Annotated in this window: 10 protein-coding genes; 4 read left to right on the top strand and 6 right to left on the bottom strand. The window is 54.4% G+C overall.

Annotated elements, in window-relative coordinates; translation table 11 throughout:
• Positions 1 to 2: 2 nt before the first annotated feature.
• Genes baeR through M987_RS20390 form a run of 6 tightly spaced genes read right to left on the bottom strand, consistent with a single transcriptional unit; the run spans position 3 to position 10,985 of the window.
• A complete protein-coding gene (gene baeR, locus M987_RS20415; RefSeq protein ID WP_014070964.1) occupies positions 3 to 725 on the bottom strand; it encodes an envelope stress response regulator BaeR in 723 nt (240 codons plus the stop codon).
• Entirely contained in the window at positions 722 to 2,125 is a 1,404-nt protein-coding gene (baeS, locus tag M987_RS20410; protein WP_014070963.1) for an envelope stress sensor histidine kinase BaeS, read from the bottom strand. Before baeS ends, baeR begins: the two co-directional genes overlap by 4 nt.
• On the bottom strand, positions 2,122 to 3,537 hold the full coding sequence (gene mdtD / locus M987_RS20405; protein WP_014070962.1) for an MFS transporter: 1,416 nt from the start codon (positions 3,535 to 3,537) through the stop codon (positions 2,122 to 2,124). Before mdtD ends, baeS begins: the two co-directional genes overlap by 4 nt.
• Positions 3,538 to 6,615 (bottom strand): multidrug efflux RND transporter permease subunit MdtC, encoded by a 3,078-nt coding sequence (mdtC, locus tag M987_RS20400; RefSeq protein WP_014070961.1) that lies wholly within the window; start codon positions 6,613 to 6,615, stop codon positions 3,538 to 3,540.
• On the bottom strand, positions 6,616 to 9,738 hold the full coding sequence (locus M987_RS20395; protein ID WP_014070960.1) for an MdtB/MuxB family multidrug efflux RND transporter permease subunit: 3,123 nt from the start codon (positions 9,736 to 9,738) through the stop codon (positions 6,616 to 6,618). It abuts the gene before it with no gap.
• Positions 9,738 to 10,985 carry an MdtA/MuxA family multidrug efflux RND transporter periplasmic adaptor subunit gene (locus M987_RS20390; protein WP_014070959.1) on the bottom strand — a complete coding sequence of 416 codons (1,248 nt, stop codon included), beginning with the start codon at positions 10,983 to 10,985 and terminating at the stop codon, positions 9,738 to 9,740. The genes M987_RS20395 and M987_RS20390 overlap by 1 nt, the downstream gene beginning before the upstream one ends.
• Positions 10,986 to 11,772: 787 nt before the next feature.
• Here M987_RS20390 and ecpA point away from each other — a divergent pair.
• Genes ecpA through M987_RS20370 form a run of 4 tightly spaced genes read left to right on the top strand, consistent with a single transcriptional unit; the run spans position 11,773 to position 17,250 of the window.
• A complete protein-coding gene (gene ecpA / locus M987_RS20385) occupies positions 11,773 to 12,357 on the top strand; it encodes a common pilus major fimbrillin subunit EcpA (protein WP_014070958.1) in 585 nt (194 codons plus the stop codon).
• Positions 12,358 to 12,408: 51 nt separating this feature from the next.
• A complete protein-coding gene (locus M987_RS20380) occupies positions 12,409 to 13,086 on the top strand; it encodes an EcpB family pilus assembly chaperone (protein WP_014070957.1) in 678 nt (225 codons plus the stop codon).
• A 53-nt stretch (positions 13,087 to 13,139) separates the two neighbouring features.
• The gene (locus M987_RS20375; RefSeq protein ID WP_014070956.1) at positions 13,140 to 15,632 is read left to right on the top strand and encodes a TcfC E-set like domain-containing protein; all 2,493 of its coding nucleotides are present in this window, start codon (positions 13,140 to 13,142) and stop codon (positions 15,630 to 15,632) included.
• A gap of 4 nt (positions 15,633 to 15,636) precedes the next feature.
• Positions 15,637 to 17,250, top strand: a complete 1,614-nt coding sequence (locus tag M987_RS20370) for a hypothetical protein (RefSeq protein WP_014070955.1) — start codon at positions 15,637 to 15,639, stop codon at positions 17,248 to 17,250.
• The last annotated feature ends 17 nt before the right edge of the window (positions 17,251 to 17,267 follow it).

Here is a 17,267-nt window from a genome sequence, read left to right as displayed (position 1 = left end):
GGTCAGGCAATCCTGCACGCATCCGCTTCCCAGCGATACCCCACACCATACACCGCGCGAATAAATGACTGGTCGGCGTCGAGCGCTTCCAGCTTGCGGCGCAGGTTTTTGATATGGCTGTCGATGGTGCGGTCGGTCACCACGCGGTAATCGTCATACAGATGATTCAGTAATTGTTCGCGGGAGAACACTTTCCCCGGCTCGTGCGAGAGGGTTTTCAGCAGGCGGAACTCGGCGGGGGTGAGATCCAAAAGCTTGCTGCGCCAGCTTGCCTGGAAGCGGCTCTCATCGACAATCAGCGGGCTTTCAGCATCCAGCGCCTGCAATTCGCGATGCGGTTTGCAACGGCGGAGAATGGTTTTCACGCGGGCCACCACTTCACGTGGGCTGTAAGGCTTACAGATGTAATCGTCGGCACCAATTTCCAGACCCAGCAGACGGTCGATCTCTTCGATTTTGGCGGTCACCATAACGATGGGAACATCAGAGAAACGGCGAATTTCCCGGCACAGCGTCAGGCCGTCGGTGCCTGGCAGCATCAGATCCAGCAGGATCAGATCCGGCGGCGTCTGGCGCACATAGGCCAACACCTGATCGCCGTGGCTGATAAGCGATGGGGCGTAACTTGCCGCACGTAAATAGTCGATCAGCAACTGCCCAAGCTTAGGCTCGTCTTCCACAATCAGAATTCGTGGTGTGTTTTCGTCAATCGGTAACTCGGTCATACTTCTCTCGATATATCCCGTTCCAGCGGTAACTCTACTGTAATGCTTACCCCGCCAAAAGGCGAATGGGCGGCGCGGATTGTGCCGTTATGGGCCTCAACGATGTTGACGCAAATCGCCAGCCCCAGCCCGGAACCGCCGCTGGCGCGGTTGCGCGAACCTTCAGTACGATAAAAACGCTCAAACAGCCTTTCCAGCTGTGCATCCTGCACGCCAGGTGCGGAATCCGCAAAGGTGAGGGTAAAGCGTCCGTTTCCGTGCGTGCCGGAAATATGCAGCCCGCCACCGCTGTCGGTATAGCGCAGGCTGTTTTCCAGCAGGTTGTTGAACAACTGCATCAGGCGGTCGCGGTCGCCAAACACGATGGCGCTGTCCGGCAGTGAGAGGTCAATTTTCAGATTACGGCTGGCAAAACGTTCGCGAAAGGCACCGCTGGCAACTTCCAGCACGTTAATCACGTCGATAGGTGCTTTCTGGTAGGCCAGCGCGCCTTCGTCGGACATCGAAAGCTGATGCAGATCGTCCACCAGCTTGGTCAGCGTGCCGACTTCGGCCTGCAAAGAGGTGACAGATTCCGGGGTAAACTGACGTACACCGTCCTGAATGGCTTCCAGCTCACCGCGCAGTACCGCCAACGGCGTACGCAGCTCGTGCGAAATATCGGCCATAAAATCACGGCGCATCTGCTGGTTTTTCTCAAGCGTGCTGGCCAGCTGATTAAAGTCCTGTGCCAGTTTGCCCAGTTCGTCCTGGCTGCGGGTGTCCACGCGGGTTGAGAAATCCCCGGCCGCCAGCTTGTGCGTGCCTTCTACCAGCCGTTTAACCGGCGCAAGCAGACCGCGCGCCAGCGGGAAGGTGGCCAGCGCGGCAAGCAGCGTCGAGAGCGCGACAATCAGCCAGCTGGTCTGGCGCTGTTGCTTGTCGAAGTTGATATCCGTGTTGCGCGTCAGGCGCTCAACCGGGGAGGCAATCACCCAGCCGACCGTTGCGTTGTTCACGGTGATGGCGCGCTTTGTGCCATCGGGCGGGACGGGCGCTCGCGGGCCCACGAGCACGCGCATATCCTGGTCTATTACCCAGAACTGTGTACGCCAGCCGTGCGGCGGCATCCCGGGGCCGGGACGATCGTCGTCGGTATCGTGCTCAAGCGAGCGGAGGATCTGAAAAACAAAACGGTCGTTATTACGCAGAAAACGCCAGTTGCCGTGCAGGGCATACTGATCGCCCAGCGCATCACTCAGCCCCTGTAAACGCTGTTCGTTCCCGTGCTTGATGTAGTCAATAAAACCGCGCTCAAAGCTGACCCGCACCGCCCAGTGCATCGTGACCAGCAGGACGATACAGGTGGCAAAAATCGCCACAAACAGCTTTCCGGTGATCCCGGGACGCCAGAATTTCATGATGCACTCCTTTTGCCACGACGGATAACAACGTTTTTACTGGTATCGTCCGGTACTCTGGCGAAGATAAACGCGGGCAGGGCGATAATCACCGCCATGCTGAGATAGGTATATAAAAACACCTGATGTGCGACCGGCGTGTCGATACTGAGATGGTGCTGCCCGTACATGCCGAGCAGCAGGCCCGCCACGGTAACGCCCACGCTCATGGAAAGCTGCATGATCATCGACAGCAGGCTGTTGCCGCTGCTGGCCAGTTCGTCCGGCAGATCTTTTAGCGTCAGAGTATTCATCGACGAGAAACGCATCGAGTTGATAATGCCCTGGCAAAAGAGAACCAATGGCAGTGCGTAGTACCAGCCCATCAGCGCCACGCCCATAAACAGCAGGCTGATGATCGCCAGCCCCAGGGTGGCTGTGACCAGCACGCGACGGTAGCCAAAGCGGTTCACTACCTGCACCACAATGCGTTTCATCCCCATGCTGCCAAGCACCATCGGGATCATCATTAAGCCCGCGTGGAACGGCGAAAAACCCATCCCAATCTGGAGAAACACCGGCGTCATAAACGGCAACATGCCGCTGCCGACGCGCCCGGCAAAGCTGCCAAACAGCCCAAGACGGTAGGTAGAATTTTTAAACAGCGACAGGCTGAACAGCGCCTGATCGTTATCCCGGGCATGATACAAATACCACAGCACGGACATCACGCCGAGGGCGACCAGAATGCCCAGCGTCAGGGAAGAAATCCCCAGCCCTTTTTGCCCGTCGAGCGCCAGGGTCAGGGTTGCCATACCGGCGGCCAACAGGATAAAGCCAATAAAATCAAAGCGCCGGGTCTGCATGGTGTAGTTAGGCATCAGCACCAGCGTGGCGATAGCCCCCACGATACCCACCGGCAGGTTGATCAGGAAAATCCAGTGCCAGGAGGCGTATTCCACCAGCACACCGCCCAGCGCCGGGCCGAGCAGCGGGCCGACCTGGCCGGGCAGGGTGACAAAGGTCATCGCCGCCATGTACTGTTCGCGCGGGACGATTTTCATCACCGTCAGTCGCCCGACGGGCACCATCATCGCCCCACCAACCCCCTGAAGGACACGGGCCATCACCAGCTCATTGAGCGTGTTGGCCTGGGCGCAAAACAGCGAGCCCGCGGTAAACAGGATGATGGCGGTGAAAAAGATATTTCGCACCCCCACTTTGTCTGCCAGCCAGCCGCTTGCTGGCAGCATGACGGCAACCGTCAGCACGTAAGCGACGATCACCATATGCATGTGCAGCGGGCTCTCCCCCAGGCTTCTCGCCATAGAGGGGAGGGCGGTATTAACGATGGTCGTATCCAGCGACTGCATAAAGAAGCCGAAGGCGACAATCCATAACTGCCAGCGGACATTTTTGGGGAGTTCTGTCATTTACCCATTTACCGTTTCTCTGTTTTTACGCGAAAAACGCACCCGCAGGCGGTCGAAGAAGAGATAGACCACAGGGGTGGTATAGAGCGTTAGCAACTGGCTCATCACCAGACCACCGACAATCGTTATCCCCAGCGGCTGACGCAGCTCGGAGCCATCACCACCGGAGATCACCAGCGGCAGAGCGCCAAACAGCGCCGCCAGCGTGGTCATCATGATCGGGCGAAAACGCAGCAGGCAAGCCTGGAAAATAGCCTCTTCCGGGCTCAGATTGCCCTGGCGCTGCGCCACCAGCGCAAAGTCGACCATCATAATGGCGTTTTTCTTCACAATGCCTATTAATAGCATGATACCGATTAGTGCGATTAGGCTGAAAGGGGCACCGAACAGTTCCAGCGCCAGCAGCGCACCCACACCCGCCGAAGGCAGAGTAGAGAGGATGGTCAGCGGATGAACGTAACTTTCATACAACACCCCCAGCACGATATAGACCGTGGCGATGGCCGCCAGGATCAGGATCACTTGTGAGTTCATTGTCTCCTGGAATACCTGCGCCGTCCCTGCAAAACTGCCGCGCACGGTGGACGGCACGCCAAGCTGGGTCATGGTACGGTTGATGGCATCACTTGCCTCAGACAGCGACGACCCGGTTGGCAGGTTAAACGAAATGGTTGAGGCGGCGGAAAGCCCCTGATGGTTAACAGAGAGCGGGGCGTTTGCGGGCTGCCAGCTGGCGAAATAAGAGAGCGGAATCGCCTTACCTTCGCTGTTAATCACAAACATTTTGTCCAGCGCGCTGATGTCCTGGGTGTAACGCGGATCCACTTCCATCACCACTTTGTACTGGTTCATCGGCTGGTAAATGGTGGAGATCTCACGCTGACCAAAGGCGTTATTCAGCAGGCTGTTGGCGGCTTCTACATTAATGCCCAGCCGCGACATGGTTTCACGATCGTAGGTCAGATCCATCTCTGCACCGTTGTCCTGTTGATCGGAGTTCACGTCTGCCAGCTCTGGCAGCGCCGCCAGCGCTTTACGGATCTTCGGCTCCCATTCGCGCAGGGCGGCAAGATCGTCAGACAGCAGGGTGTACTGATAGCTGGCGTTGGCCTGACGTCCGCCCACGCGGATATCCTGAACGGCCATCAAAAACAGATTGGCCCCCGGCTCTTTGGCAAGCTTCAGACGCAGGCGGTCGATAACCTGCTGCGCGGTTTCGTTGCGCACATCCCGCGGTTTGAGGGTAATAAACATCATCCCGCTGTTCACGCGCGAACCGCCGGTAAACCCGGTGACATTATCCACCGCCTTGTCTTCGCGGATGATTTTCATAAAGTCCTGCAATTTACCGCGCATCGCCTGGAACGAGATGCTCTGATCTGCCTGAATACCGCCCATCAGCACCCCGGTATCCTGTTCCGGGAAGAATGTTTTCGGGATAGAGATGTACATCCAGACGTTGAGCACGATGGTGCCAATCAGCACCATCCCGACAATCCGCGTGTGGTTCAGCACCCATTTCAGCGACTTGCCGTAGCTCTCCTGCATGGCCATCAGGAAACGGCCAAAACCTTTACGCCGTGGCTGCGAGTGCGGTTTGCTGCGTTTGAGCATCCAGCCGCACATCATCGGCGTTAACGTCAGCGAGATAGCCAGCGAAATACCAATGGCGACGGAGAGCGTGACGGCAAATTCTCGCAGCAGGCGACCAGGAAGCCCGCCCATCAGCAGCAGCGGCAGGAACACCGCCACCAGAGACAGACTCATCGAGAGCACCGTGAAGCCCACTTCGCGCGTACCCTGAAGCGCCGCCTGGAGCGGTTTCACGCCAGCTTCCAGATGGCGTGAAATATTTTCCAGCACCACAATGGCGTCATCCACGACGAAGCCTGTGGCAATGGTCAGCGCCATCAGTGAAAGGTTATTCAGGCTAAACCCACACAGATACATGGCGGCAAAGGTGCCGATCAACGACACCGGAACGGCCACGGCCGGGATAAGCGTTGCGCGACCCGAGCGCAGGAACAAAAACACCACCAGAATCACCAGGGCAACGGAGATAATTAACGTTTGCTCCACCTCTTCGAGCGAGGCGCGGATCGTCGGAGAGCGATCCTGGGCAATCTGCAAATCAATGGCCGCCGGAATGGTTTCCTGCAACTCGGGCAGTCGTGCGCGGATGCTGTTGACCGTCTGGATGATGTTGGCTTCCGGCAGCTTGCGGATCATCAGCAAAATTGCCGGTTTGGCGTTGGTCATCCCGGCGTTACGTACGTCCTGCACCGAATCGGTGACGCTGGCGACATCGCTTAAGCGTACCGCCGCACCGTTGTTGTAGTGAATGATCAGCGGCTGGTATTCCGCAGCGGTTTTCAGCTCGTCGTTGGTCTGGATTTGCCAGCGATGGCTCTGGTCATCGATCGCCCCTTGCGGCTTGCGAACGTTCGCGTTGCTGATGGCGGTGCGCACGTCATCCAGCGACACGCCCTGGTTGAACAGCGCCTGCGGGTTTAAGCCCACACGCACCGCAGGCAGGGAGCTGCCGCCGACGTCAACGTCACCCACGCCGTCGATCTGGGAGATGGTCTGCGCCAGCTGGGTGGAGGCAAAGTCGTAAAGTTGCCCCTGAGAATAGGTGTCCGAGGTGAGCGTCAGGATCATGATTGGCGCGTCAGACGGGTTGGCTTTACGGTACGTCGGACGGCTTGGCATCCCGCTTGGTAACAAGCTTTGTGCGGCGTTGATCGCGGCCTGTACGTCACGTGCGGCGCCGTTAATATCTCGATCGAAGCTGAATTCCAGAATGATACGCGTGCTGCCAAGCGAACTGCTGGAGGTCATTTCGTTCACCCCGGCAATGCGCCCCAGCGAGCGTTCCAGCGGCGTGGCCACCGAAGAGGCCATCGTTTCCGGCGAAGCGCCCGGCAGCGATGCGCTGATCATGATCACCGGGAAATCCACCTGCGGCAGCGGAGCCACCGGCAGCAGCCGGAAGCCAAGCACGCCGCACAGGGTGATAGCGAGCGAAATTAATATCGTCGCGACCGGGCGGTAAATGAAGAGGGCGAAAAACTTCACTTACGCCTCCTCTTCACGTTTCGGGAAACGGCTTTTTGCCCAGATAGCCAACTGGTCAAAGAGCAGGTAAATCACCGGGGTGGTAAACAGCGTCAGCACCTGGCTCACCAGCAAACCACCGACCATGCCAATCCCCAGAGGGCGGCGTAGCTCGGCCCCCACACCGGTACTCAGCATCAGCGGCAGGGCACCCAACAGCGCGGCCAGCGTGGTCATCAGGATTGGGCGAAAACGCAGCAGACACGCCTGGAAGATAGCCTCTCGCGGTGACATGCCTTGTTCGCGTTCGGCGGCAAGGGCAAAGTCGATCATCATGATGGCGTTTTTCTTCACGATGCCGATTAGCAGGATAATGCCGATTATCGCAATCACGTCCAGTTCACTGCCTGCCAGCATCAGCGCCAGAAGCGCACCAACGCCTGCGGTTGGCAGGGTAGAGAGGATGGTGATTGGGTGAATAAAGCTTTCGTACAGCACGCCGAGCACGATATACATCGCCACCACGGCAGCGACAATCAGCCAGATGGTATTCCCCAGCGCCGCCTGGAAGGCCAGCGTGCTGCCCTGGAACTGGGTCTGAATGTCTGACGGGAAGCTAAGATCTTTTTCCGCCGTAAGAATGGCCTCTACGGCTTCACCCAGCGAGTAGGCGTCCGGCACGTTGAACGAGATGGTGGTGGACGGGAACTGATCGAGATGGTTAATCGCAAGCGGGGTGTAGCGCTCTTCCACGCTGGCAATGGCGCTTAACGGCACAATCCCGCCATCCTTACTGGTCAGGCGCACCGTATCCAGCGCGGCAAGCCCCGGTGTATTTTCGGTGTTGTGCTCCAGCACCACGCGATACTGGTTCGCCTGGGTATAAATTGTGGAGATCAGCCGCTGCCCGAACGCGTTGTACAGCGCGTTATCAACATCGGCCATCGTGATGCCAAGACGGCTGGCGCTGTCGCGGTTAACGTTCACATATGCCGCCAGCCCTTTGTCCTGCCAGTCACTGCTGACGTCGGAAATTTGCGGCAGCGCTTTGAGTTTATTCACCAGCTGCGGCACCCAGGTGCTGAGAGCATCGAGAGAAGTGGCCTGTAACGTGAACTGATACTGGGTGCGGCTCACCTGGGTATCGATGGTTAAATCCTGAATCGGTTGCAGATACAGCTCGATCCCCGGCACGCGGGCGACGGCAGTTTGCAGGCGCTCAATCACCGTTTGTACGCGGTCATCCCGGTCACTCAGCGGTTTGAGATTAATTTGCAGACGCGCGCTGTTCAGCGACGGGTTGGTTCCGTCAACGCCCACGAAAGAGGTCAGACTTTCAACCGCCGGATCTTTCATGATGAGCTCAGACACTTGCTGCTGGCGCTGCGCCATGCTGGCAAAGGAGACAGACTGCGGAGCCTGAAGCGTGCCCTGAATGATGCCGTTATCCTGAATCGGGAAGAATCCTTTCGGGATGAAAATCCACAGCATCACGCTCAGCGCCAGCGTACCCAACGCCACGCCAAGTGTGGCCCACGCATGATTAAGCACTTTTGCCAGCAGGCGGCCGTAGGCGGCGATGATGCGTTCGAACATCCGCTCCGACGCCCGCGAGAAGCGGTTTTGTTTGCGCAGGGACTCAACGCTCAACATGCGGGCGCACATCATCGGCGTCAGCGTCAGGGACACTATCGCCGAGATCAAAATCGCGACCGCCAGGGTGACGGCAAATTCGCGGAACAGCCGGCCGACAATATCCCCCATAAACAGCAGCGGGATCAGTACGGCAATTAATGAGAAGGTAAGGGAGATAATGGTAAAGCCGATTTCTCCCGCCCCTTTCAGCGCGGCGGCTAGCGGTTTTTCGCCTTTTTCGATATAGCGCGAGATGTTTTCGATCACCACGATGGCATCATCCACCACAAAACCGGTGGCGATGGTGAGCGCCATCAGCGTCAGGTTGTTGATCGAAAAATCAAGGAACACCATCACGGCAAAGGTACCCACCAGCGATAACGGCACGGCGACGGCAGGGATAATGGTGGCCGGCACGTTGCGCAGGAACAGGTAGATGATCATGACTACCAGCGCAATGGCCAGCATCAGCTCAAACTGGGTGTCGGAAACGGACGCGCGAATATTGGTTGTGCGGTCGGAAAGCACCTTCACGCTGACGGACTTCGGCAGGCTTTCAATCAGCTGCGGCAGCATCGTGCGGATACTGTCGGCGGTATCAATGATGTTGGCACCAGGCTGGCGCTGTACGTTCATTACAATCGCCTGCTGTTTGTTGGCCCAGGCACCAAGCCAGCTGTTTTCTGCCCCTTGCTCAACGGTTGCCACATCGCCCAGGCGAACGGGTGCGCCGTTTTGATACGCCACAATCAGCTGGCGATATTCATCGGCAGACTGCATCTGGTCGTTTGCAGACAGCGTGACGGCACGCGTTGGGCCATCCAGCGAGCCTTTGGCGGAATTGACGTTCGCATTGCTGATCGCCGTGCGAATGGTTTCGCTGGTTAACCCCAGAGAGGCAATGGCCTGCGCATTCAGCTTCACGCGCACTGCCGGGCGCTGCCCGCCAGCCAGTGTCACCAGACCCACCCCCGACACCTGCGAAATTTTCTGCGCCACGCGGGTTTCCACCATATCTTCCACCTGAGTCATCGGAATGGCAGATGAGGTGACCGCAAGGGTCATGATTGGCGGATCCGCCGGGTTAACTTTGCTGTAAACCGGTGGGTTAGGCAGGTCGGATGGCAGAAGGTTGGTGGCGGCGTTAATCGCGGCCTGCACTTCCTGCTCGGCAACGTCCAGCGACAGCGTCAGCTGGAACTGGAGGGTCACCACTGACGCGCCGCCCGAGCTTTGCGAGGACATCTGTTTTAAGCCAGACATCTGGCCAAACTGACGTTCCAGCGGTGCGGTAATGGCGGAGGTCACAACGTCCGGGCTGGCGCCAGGATAGAGCGTGATTACCTGAATAGTGGGGTAATCGACTTCTGGCAGCGCCGAAACGGGCAGAAAACGATAACCGATGATCCCGGCCAGCAGAATGGCCACCATCAGCAGCGTGGTGGCAACGGGGCGCAAAATGAACAGGCGTGACGGCCCACCTGTAGAGCTTGGTGGCATCACCTGCATCAGGAGGTCGCTCCCTGTTTTTTGTGTTCACGTCTGGCGGGTTGTTCCGTGGCGGTGGTGCTGTCATGCGCTTCAACCACTTCGACTTTGGCGCCTTCGGTCAGGCGGTCAATGCCGTCGGTCACCACGCGGTCGCCTGCGGAAATCCCGGCGCTGATAACCACTGTCTGACTGTCCTGGATCCCGGTTTTCACCAGATGTTTACTGACCTTGTTTTCACTGTTCAGCACCCAGACAAAGTTGCCTTCATTCCCCATTTGCAGCGCTGCCGCCGGAATGACCACGGCATTTTCTTCGGTGGCTACCAGCATTCGCGCATTCACAAACTGGTTCGGGAACAGGGCGTCGTCCTGGTTGTTAAAGCGGGCTTTAAGCTTAATAGTGCCGGTGGTGGTATCAATCTGGTTATCAAGGCTCAGGAGTGAACCTTCGCTCAGCTTCTGTTTGTTGGTGCGGTCCCAGGCTTCGACGACCAGCCCCTGACCGGCTTTTTGCGCCTGCACAACGGTGGCGATATCGCTTTCCGGCAGGGTAAAGACCAAATCGATTGGATGGGTTTGGGTGATGACCACAATACCGGTAGTGTCGCTGCTGGAGATTTGATTTCCGATGTCGACCTGTTTCAGCCCCACACGGCCATCGATGGGGGCAGTGATGCGGCTCCAGTCGAGCTGTAACTGCGCGCTGGCGACGGAGGCTTCATCGGCTTTTATTGTGCCCTGGGTTTCGCTCACCAGCGACTGCTGGGTATCAAGCTCCTGGCGGGATACCAGATTGGTTTTGACCAGCTGCTGATAGCGTGCCAAATCACGCCGGGCGTTCGCGAGCGTGGCTTTATCTTTTGCGAGCTGCCCTTGTGCCTGGGCGAGGGCGACTTTGAACTGGCTTGGGTCGATCTCTGCCAGTAAATCGCCGGCTTTAACCTGCTGGCCTTCCTGGAAATGAATGGCCATCAGTTGACCATCGACGCGGCTGCGGACCGTCACCGTGTTTGCCGCCGTAATGGTCCCCAGGCCGGAAAGATAACGAGGAACGGCTTTGTTCACTGCCGTCGCGGCTTGCACCGGTGCCAGTGCGCCGCCGCGCATCCCGTGACGGCCACCGCCCACAGGGCGCTGTGGCTGGGAATTTGCTCCAGTAGGTGTAGCAGTACCGGAAGATTGACTGTGCCAGTACCAGGCGGCGGCAAGGACCACCACAATGATGCCAGCGGCGATTGCCCAGCGGGATTTATGACTGCCTTTCATCGTTATACGTTCTCATCCTGAAACACTTCGGGGAATGATACTAGTTTAGTCAGGCAAGACGGCAGAAAAATGGAGGAAATATGGAAGACTGTCTGGAATTGTCTGATTGGGGGTGACTGCAAAGCGGCAATGCGGGGGGGGGATTTGCTTACCCAGTCTGGAAAAGCCGAACCTGGGTGCTACGTCACATTAATGAATCAGCGTATGAAATAAGTATTTCAATCCTCAGACCAGGAATATTTCATTATTCGAGGAATATTCTTAGGTTTTCTGTTATTTGTTAAAAATAGAAGGCAGGAATCCATTTTTGTTATTTAACTGGATTATAAGAATTTTCCTTTTTTTATTTATTATGAATAGGAATATTTCCTCTCGTACCAAAAAGTTGCATTCTTATAGCAATTTTTTAACAAGATTTTTGTTTTTGCGTATCTTCTATATTTTATTGATTTAAAATGTTTTTTAGATTTAATGCGTCAGTTTCCAATTTTGATTTGTATCAAAAAGCAAAATTAGCGTTAATCACTCAATAAGTTGTAATTATTGGTCATAAAATCTATATATCACAGTTATTGTGGTTTTATATATTTACAATACTGTTTTTTAGCATGATGGTTGTGAGAATATTCTTAAGAATTATGAGATTTTTCGTATTTTTGTGTGTTGTCGTGAAACATCTTTCGAATAATACTTTTTTGGCGCAGCAAATCTCGCTCGCAATTAAATGGAGCATCCTGGTTTCTTATATGAACAGTACCTGGTTGCGCGTCTTTCTTAGGAGAAGAAAATGAAAAAGTTATTACTGGTGGCCTCTCTGGCTTCTGTATTCGCAGCAGCAAATGCGATGGCTGATGTAACTGCATCTGCAACGGCATCTTGGGATGCAACTGCAACAAAAGATACAACCAGCATGTTGGTTGTTACTCCACTGAACTCTCTGACTTTCCAGTATGCGGAAGGCCTGAATGGGTTCAATACTCAGGATGGTGCTTTTGACGTTACGATTCAGGGACAGGAAAGTGCAACAGACTTTGAGCTGACTGCACAGGTCATCAGCAATACTCTGACCAATGCAAGCGGCGATGCGTCTACTCTGGATGTCGGTGTTGCATGGAATGGTACTGCACTGTCCAGTTCTGCTGAAACTGTACTGGTGAACTCCTCTTCAACCTCTGGTCTGGAAAGCCTGATGGCTGATGGCGCATATAACGGCGCAGAACGTGTGAGCGATCAGTCTAGCTTCAAGTTCTCTATTGCATCTGCAACGTCTGATGGCTCTACGGCTGTGACTGACTACTCTGCGCTGCCTGATGGCTACTGGACTGGCGATGTTAAAGTTCAGTTCAACGCTACCTGGACTACCCCAGCGTAATGAATAAAAATTCGGGAGATTTATTCTCCCGAATTTCTCAGGAATTGACAGATGAATAAATATTTACCAATTGCCATATTGGTGGGGATCGCTACATCTTTTTCCAGCTGGGCAATTAATGTGGGTGATATCACGTCGATAATGACTTCCGAAGAGAGTTCATTATCGAAAGAAATTATTAACACAACGGATTCAGCACGCTATGTCAGCGTGACGGTAAAACAACTTTCATCGCCGCTACCGGGTGGTGTGGAAATGAATTTGGCAAATCCAGGTGAATTATTATCGACACCTGCAAACCTGATTCTTCCTGGCGATGCGAAAGATGTTTTTCGCTTTTTCTATAAAGGGCCAGAGGACGATAAGGAGCGCTATTATCGCCTGCAATGGATTGATGAACCGGTAAGTGAAAGCGTTGCGACCAAATCCGGTAAAGCCGCCACCGCAACGGCTTCGGCGGAGATTGGGACTATCCTGGTGGTCGCCCCACGTAAGGAGCGCTTCGATTACAGCCGACAGGGCGATCTTATCACCAACACCGGCAATGTCTCTTTCCGCGTTATTGCCTATGGTGCGTGTAAGGATCCTGCTCTGGATCAGGGTAAAGGTTGCCGTGAACGTTACTACGTCATGCCAGGGACAAAAATAAGACTTCAGAAAAGCGATGTGTCAAACAGCCGTACCCGTATTGGTATTTGGCATGGCAAGCAATTTATTACAGTGAAGTAATGAACAACGCCATTATCGGTACCCATAATAAATGCCGAAGTGTAAGGATGCGTATGTCATTTAAATATCTTGTTGGAGGGAGTGTATTCCTCTCTTTAGCGTTAACACCAGGGTTTGCTCATTCAGCGCCCGTTAAGATCGGTAATTACGTTATTCCCGGTGCTTTTGCTCGTTCGCTTGAGCAGGGAATGACGGTCCCGGTATTTATTCGATATCAAGAAACGGATGAAAAAAGTCAGCAAAAAATAGCTGATGCGGTGATCTCCCTGGTTGACGGTAATATTACCGTGAAGTCGATTATGGTTTCCGATCTGCCCAATAATGCCGTGCTGTCGGATAAAACGCGCGCGATGGTAGAAAAAATAGGTGATGTTAAATTTGTCGACAACACATCGATTGCACTGACGCCTGAAGCCCGCTTACAGCTGAACGTGTCATCGTTTCACCTGGAGATGATTGTCAGCAGGGACGCACTGACCGAGGCGGTAGTGGCACGTAGTACCTTATTAGGTCCTTCCAGCGTCGATCGGCTGTCTAACGTGCTGAATTACAATTTTGGCACCTACTACAACGACTATCAGAATGGCAACAGTTCACGCAGCTACTTAACGCTGGATAACACGACATCACTTCGTGAGCATCACTTCAACATTAACGGTTCGGTATACGGTATTGGCGAGAGCAATGGCTCCAGCAAGGTCTATCGCGCGATGTACGAGCGCGACTATGAAGGCTATCGTCTGGCATTAGGGATGCTTGATACATGGAACGTGCAATCTATTGCCAGCCTTAATGCCTTAAATGGTGGAAAAATCTACGGTGCCAGCTTTGGCAACAAAGGCAGTACTGTGGTTGAAAATACCTCCCTGTCACTGACCCCGATTACCGTTTTCTTGCCAGCAGCAGGGGAGGTACACGTTTTTCGTGACGGACGCCTGTTGAGCGTTCAGAACTTCAACATGGGTAGCTACGAAATTGACACCAGCCGTTTCCCTTATGGGGTTTATGACGTCACGGTGGATATTGTCGTCAATGGCCGTACTGTGAATACGCGCGTGAGCCGCGTGAACAAAATCTTCGCGCGCCAGCAGGCGGCCGGGCTGGATGAGGTCTCATGGCAGGTCTTTGGCGGCTCGCTTGATTACGATCGCGTGAGTTACAAGCGTAATCACTATCGCGACTTAGGCAGTGAACAGACCTGGATTGCCGGTGGTGCGGGCTCTCTGACGCTGGCTATCCTCTCCGGTCTCAGCATGAAGTCCACGGTTTACGGCTTTGACTCCAACGCGGTTAACGAAACCGATCTGACCTTAAACGTGAATGAGTATGTGAGCGTGGCGACGCAAACGCTGGTGGCGAACGATGGCTCCTGGCGTAACGTCAGTAACGTGAACCTTAATGCGCCAGGCGGGTTTGGTTCGATATGGGCGTCACGTGAAGACAGTAAAATCGGCGACCGTTTGCCCGTTCAGGAGCGTGACAACTACTCGATTGGCGGCACGATTAACCTCGGTAGCTTTATTCCGCACGGGGGCTCACTGACGGTGAGCCAGACCGAAAACCGCTACTCGGGCAACAAATACCGCAACCTGGATTACAGCACCACACTGTACGCCGGACGTTATGCCACCGTTGGCCTGCGCGCTGGGGTACAGCGGTATTACTACAACAACACCAATGATGACGGTCGCCAGGAGCGTTATGTCAGCCTCGACCTCTCATTGCCATTGGCAACATGGCTGAGTCTTGGGGCATCGCGCGATCGTTACGGCGCAACACAGGGCAATATCAGTGCCCGCAAACAGTTTGAAGATGGGCCGATTACTTCGGCTGGGATCTCGGCATCCACGCGCCTGAGCGGCGAACAGAATTACGGTAACAATTACTCCGTTAACGGCAACATGAGTTACGACACTAAATATAACGCCGGGACCGTCTCTGTTACCCGTTCAGGGGATAACTCAACCAACATGAATTTCTCTTCACAGGGGTCTGTTGCCTGGGCGGGCGGAGATTTCGGCCTGAGCAAAGAGCGTCAGCGCTCCGGGATCATTGTTAAAACCGGTCTGGCTGGCGATGGCAAGCTGGCGGCAAAAGTTAACAACCGTAATTACGTGTTGAGTGGGAAATCGAACTTTATTGCGCTGCCACCGTATGCGCAATACAAGCTGGAAATTATGAACGACCGCAACTCAGAAGACAGCTTCGATATTGTCTCCGGGCGTAAGCAATCACTGAATCTGTATCCGGGCAACGTGGGAGTGGTTGAGCCAGAGGTGAAAAGCATGGTGACCGTATTTGGTCGTGTCCGTTATCCGGATGGTGAACTGGCCACTAATACCGATATCCATAACCACATCGGTAAAACACGTACTGATGCGAAAGGTGAGTTCGCGATCGATATCGATAAGAAGTTTCCCGTCATTACCCTTGTTTCGGCCAATGGCAATATCTGCGAAGCCGATTTGGATCTGGAGAAAGCCCGGGGCGCCGCGTGGGTCGGGGATGTGAAATGTGCACTGCAATCGACAATGGCGCAGAGATAATGCTATGAAAAATTCCAACATCATTCTTCCGTTACTTCTTGTCGGTGCGATGACGCCGTTTGCGGCTAAAGCGCTGAATGCGACATCATCGGGTTCAGTCAGCAATAACTTTCTGTTCATCGAAAACTCCGTGGACGGTGAGTATTTCATTACCCCTGCTGCCCTTGATCCTCGTTTTAGCGGGTCAAACACCTGGGTGAAATACGGTACTTCGCAGGTGAGTCTTGGCTATATGGGGTTTGTCGGCTGGACCGCGCCAGCCAACTACTATCAGGATATGTGGATTGATAATTCACCTATTGATGGGCCGTTTCGTGGGACGCGCTGTTACACCGGCACGCAATGCCCAACGTCAGGTTACATTTCAGGGCAGGGAACCGATAGCAACGGTTTCTACCATGCCCAGGTGGGATCGGTTGCGGGTGTTATCGGTGGGGCTTACGGATTTGCCTCGCTGAGTGATTCTGCCTACGAATATTTCCGTAACATGTCCACCGGGAGCAGCGAAACGTATGTATTCAACCGCTGCTATACGTCGGTTAACTATGATTACGCTTCAGGACAGCGCTGTAAGGATCAGACCACCGGGTTGTGGAATTACGTGAACTATACGTTAACCAAGCGCGGCCATCTGGCGCTTGAATCGACCAGCGCATTTCAGGAACTGTGGATCGCCAGCGACGGTACGCCGAGCATCACTAATGACTCCGGTGCCTGTGAGCTGGGCGTGGTGAGTAACGTGAGCGGCGTTATCTGCAAAATGGTCAGTTATAGCCTTCAGCAGACCGCCAACCTGACCGCATCGCTGACCTTCCGGGCCTATGTCGATTCGGCTGCCCTTGGCTTTACCCCTGCGGCCGCAACGGTACGCTATTCTGGAAATGGCTCTACCTGGTATAACTTCAGTGCTTCGACGGCGTATTACAATGTCTTCTCAACAAGCGGCCAATATGTATACCTCTTTTTGTCGCAGACATTCCTTAAAAACCTTGTCGACTCTGGCAACAGTATTACCAACAGTCAGCCCTTTACGTTTGCGTTTAGTAATGCGTTGACCCCTGAATCAGGTTATTACCAATTTACGCCTTCTTTACAGCTTAATATTGTCCCTAAGGAGTATGGGATAAGTATTGTTTCATCAAATAATACAACCTCGGCAAGCGGCAGTGGCGCCATTGGCGATGAAACACCGATTGAAATGAATTATGTCGTCACTGTTTCTGGCCCGCGTCAGGCAGACAGTATTACTGCTCAGGTTGTTGGGGATAGCACAACAATTAACGATACGCCGTATTGCCTGTTTACATCTGCGCAGGGGGGGATAAGCGTACCAATCCCGGCTTATCTTCAATATAACAACCAGTCCGGTAGCCTGACTCAGGTGAGGAATAGCTGTAACGAAAACCCGATTAGCCTGAATGATGCGCTGTGGCAGCAAACGCCGTGGGATGCAAACAATACTGACGATGGAAGCTACTTCAGCACCAATTTATCGCTGTTGTTCCCGATGGATGATTCTCGTTCAGCCCTGACGGTATCAGGCTCTGACTGGGAAGGCGTGGTCAGCGCCAGCGGAGAAATCCAGGTCACGGCTAACTGGGTGGGAGTCACAAAATGATGACATGGCGTGCGGCA

The organism is Enterobacter soli ATCC BAA-2102, assembly GCF_001654845.1.
GTDB classification, from domain to species: domain Bacteria; phylum Pseudomonadota; class Gammaproteobacteria; order Enterobacterales; family Enterobacteriaceae; genus Enterobacter; species Enterobacter soli.
This window is presented reverse-complemented; position numbering and strand designations above follow the sequence as displayed.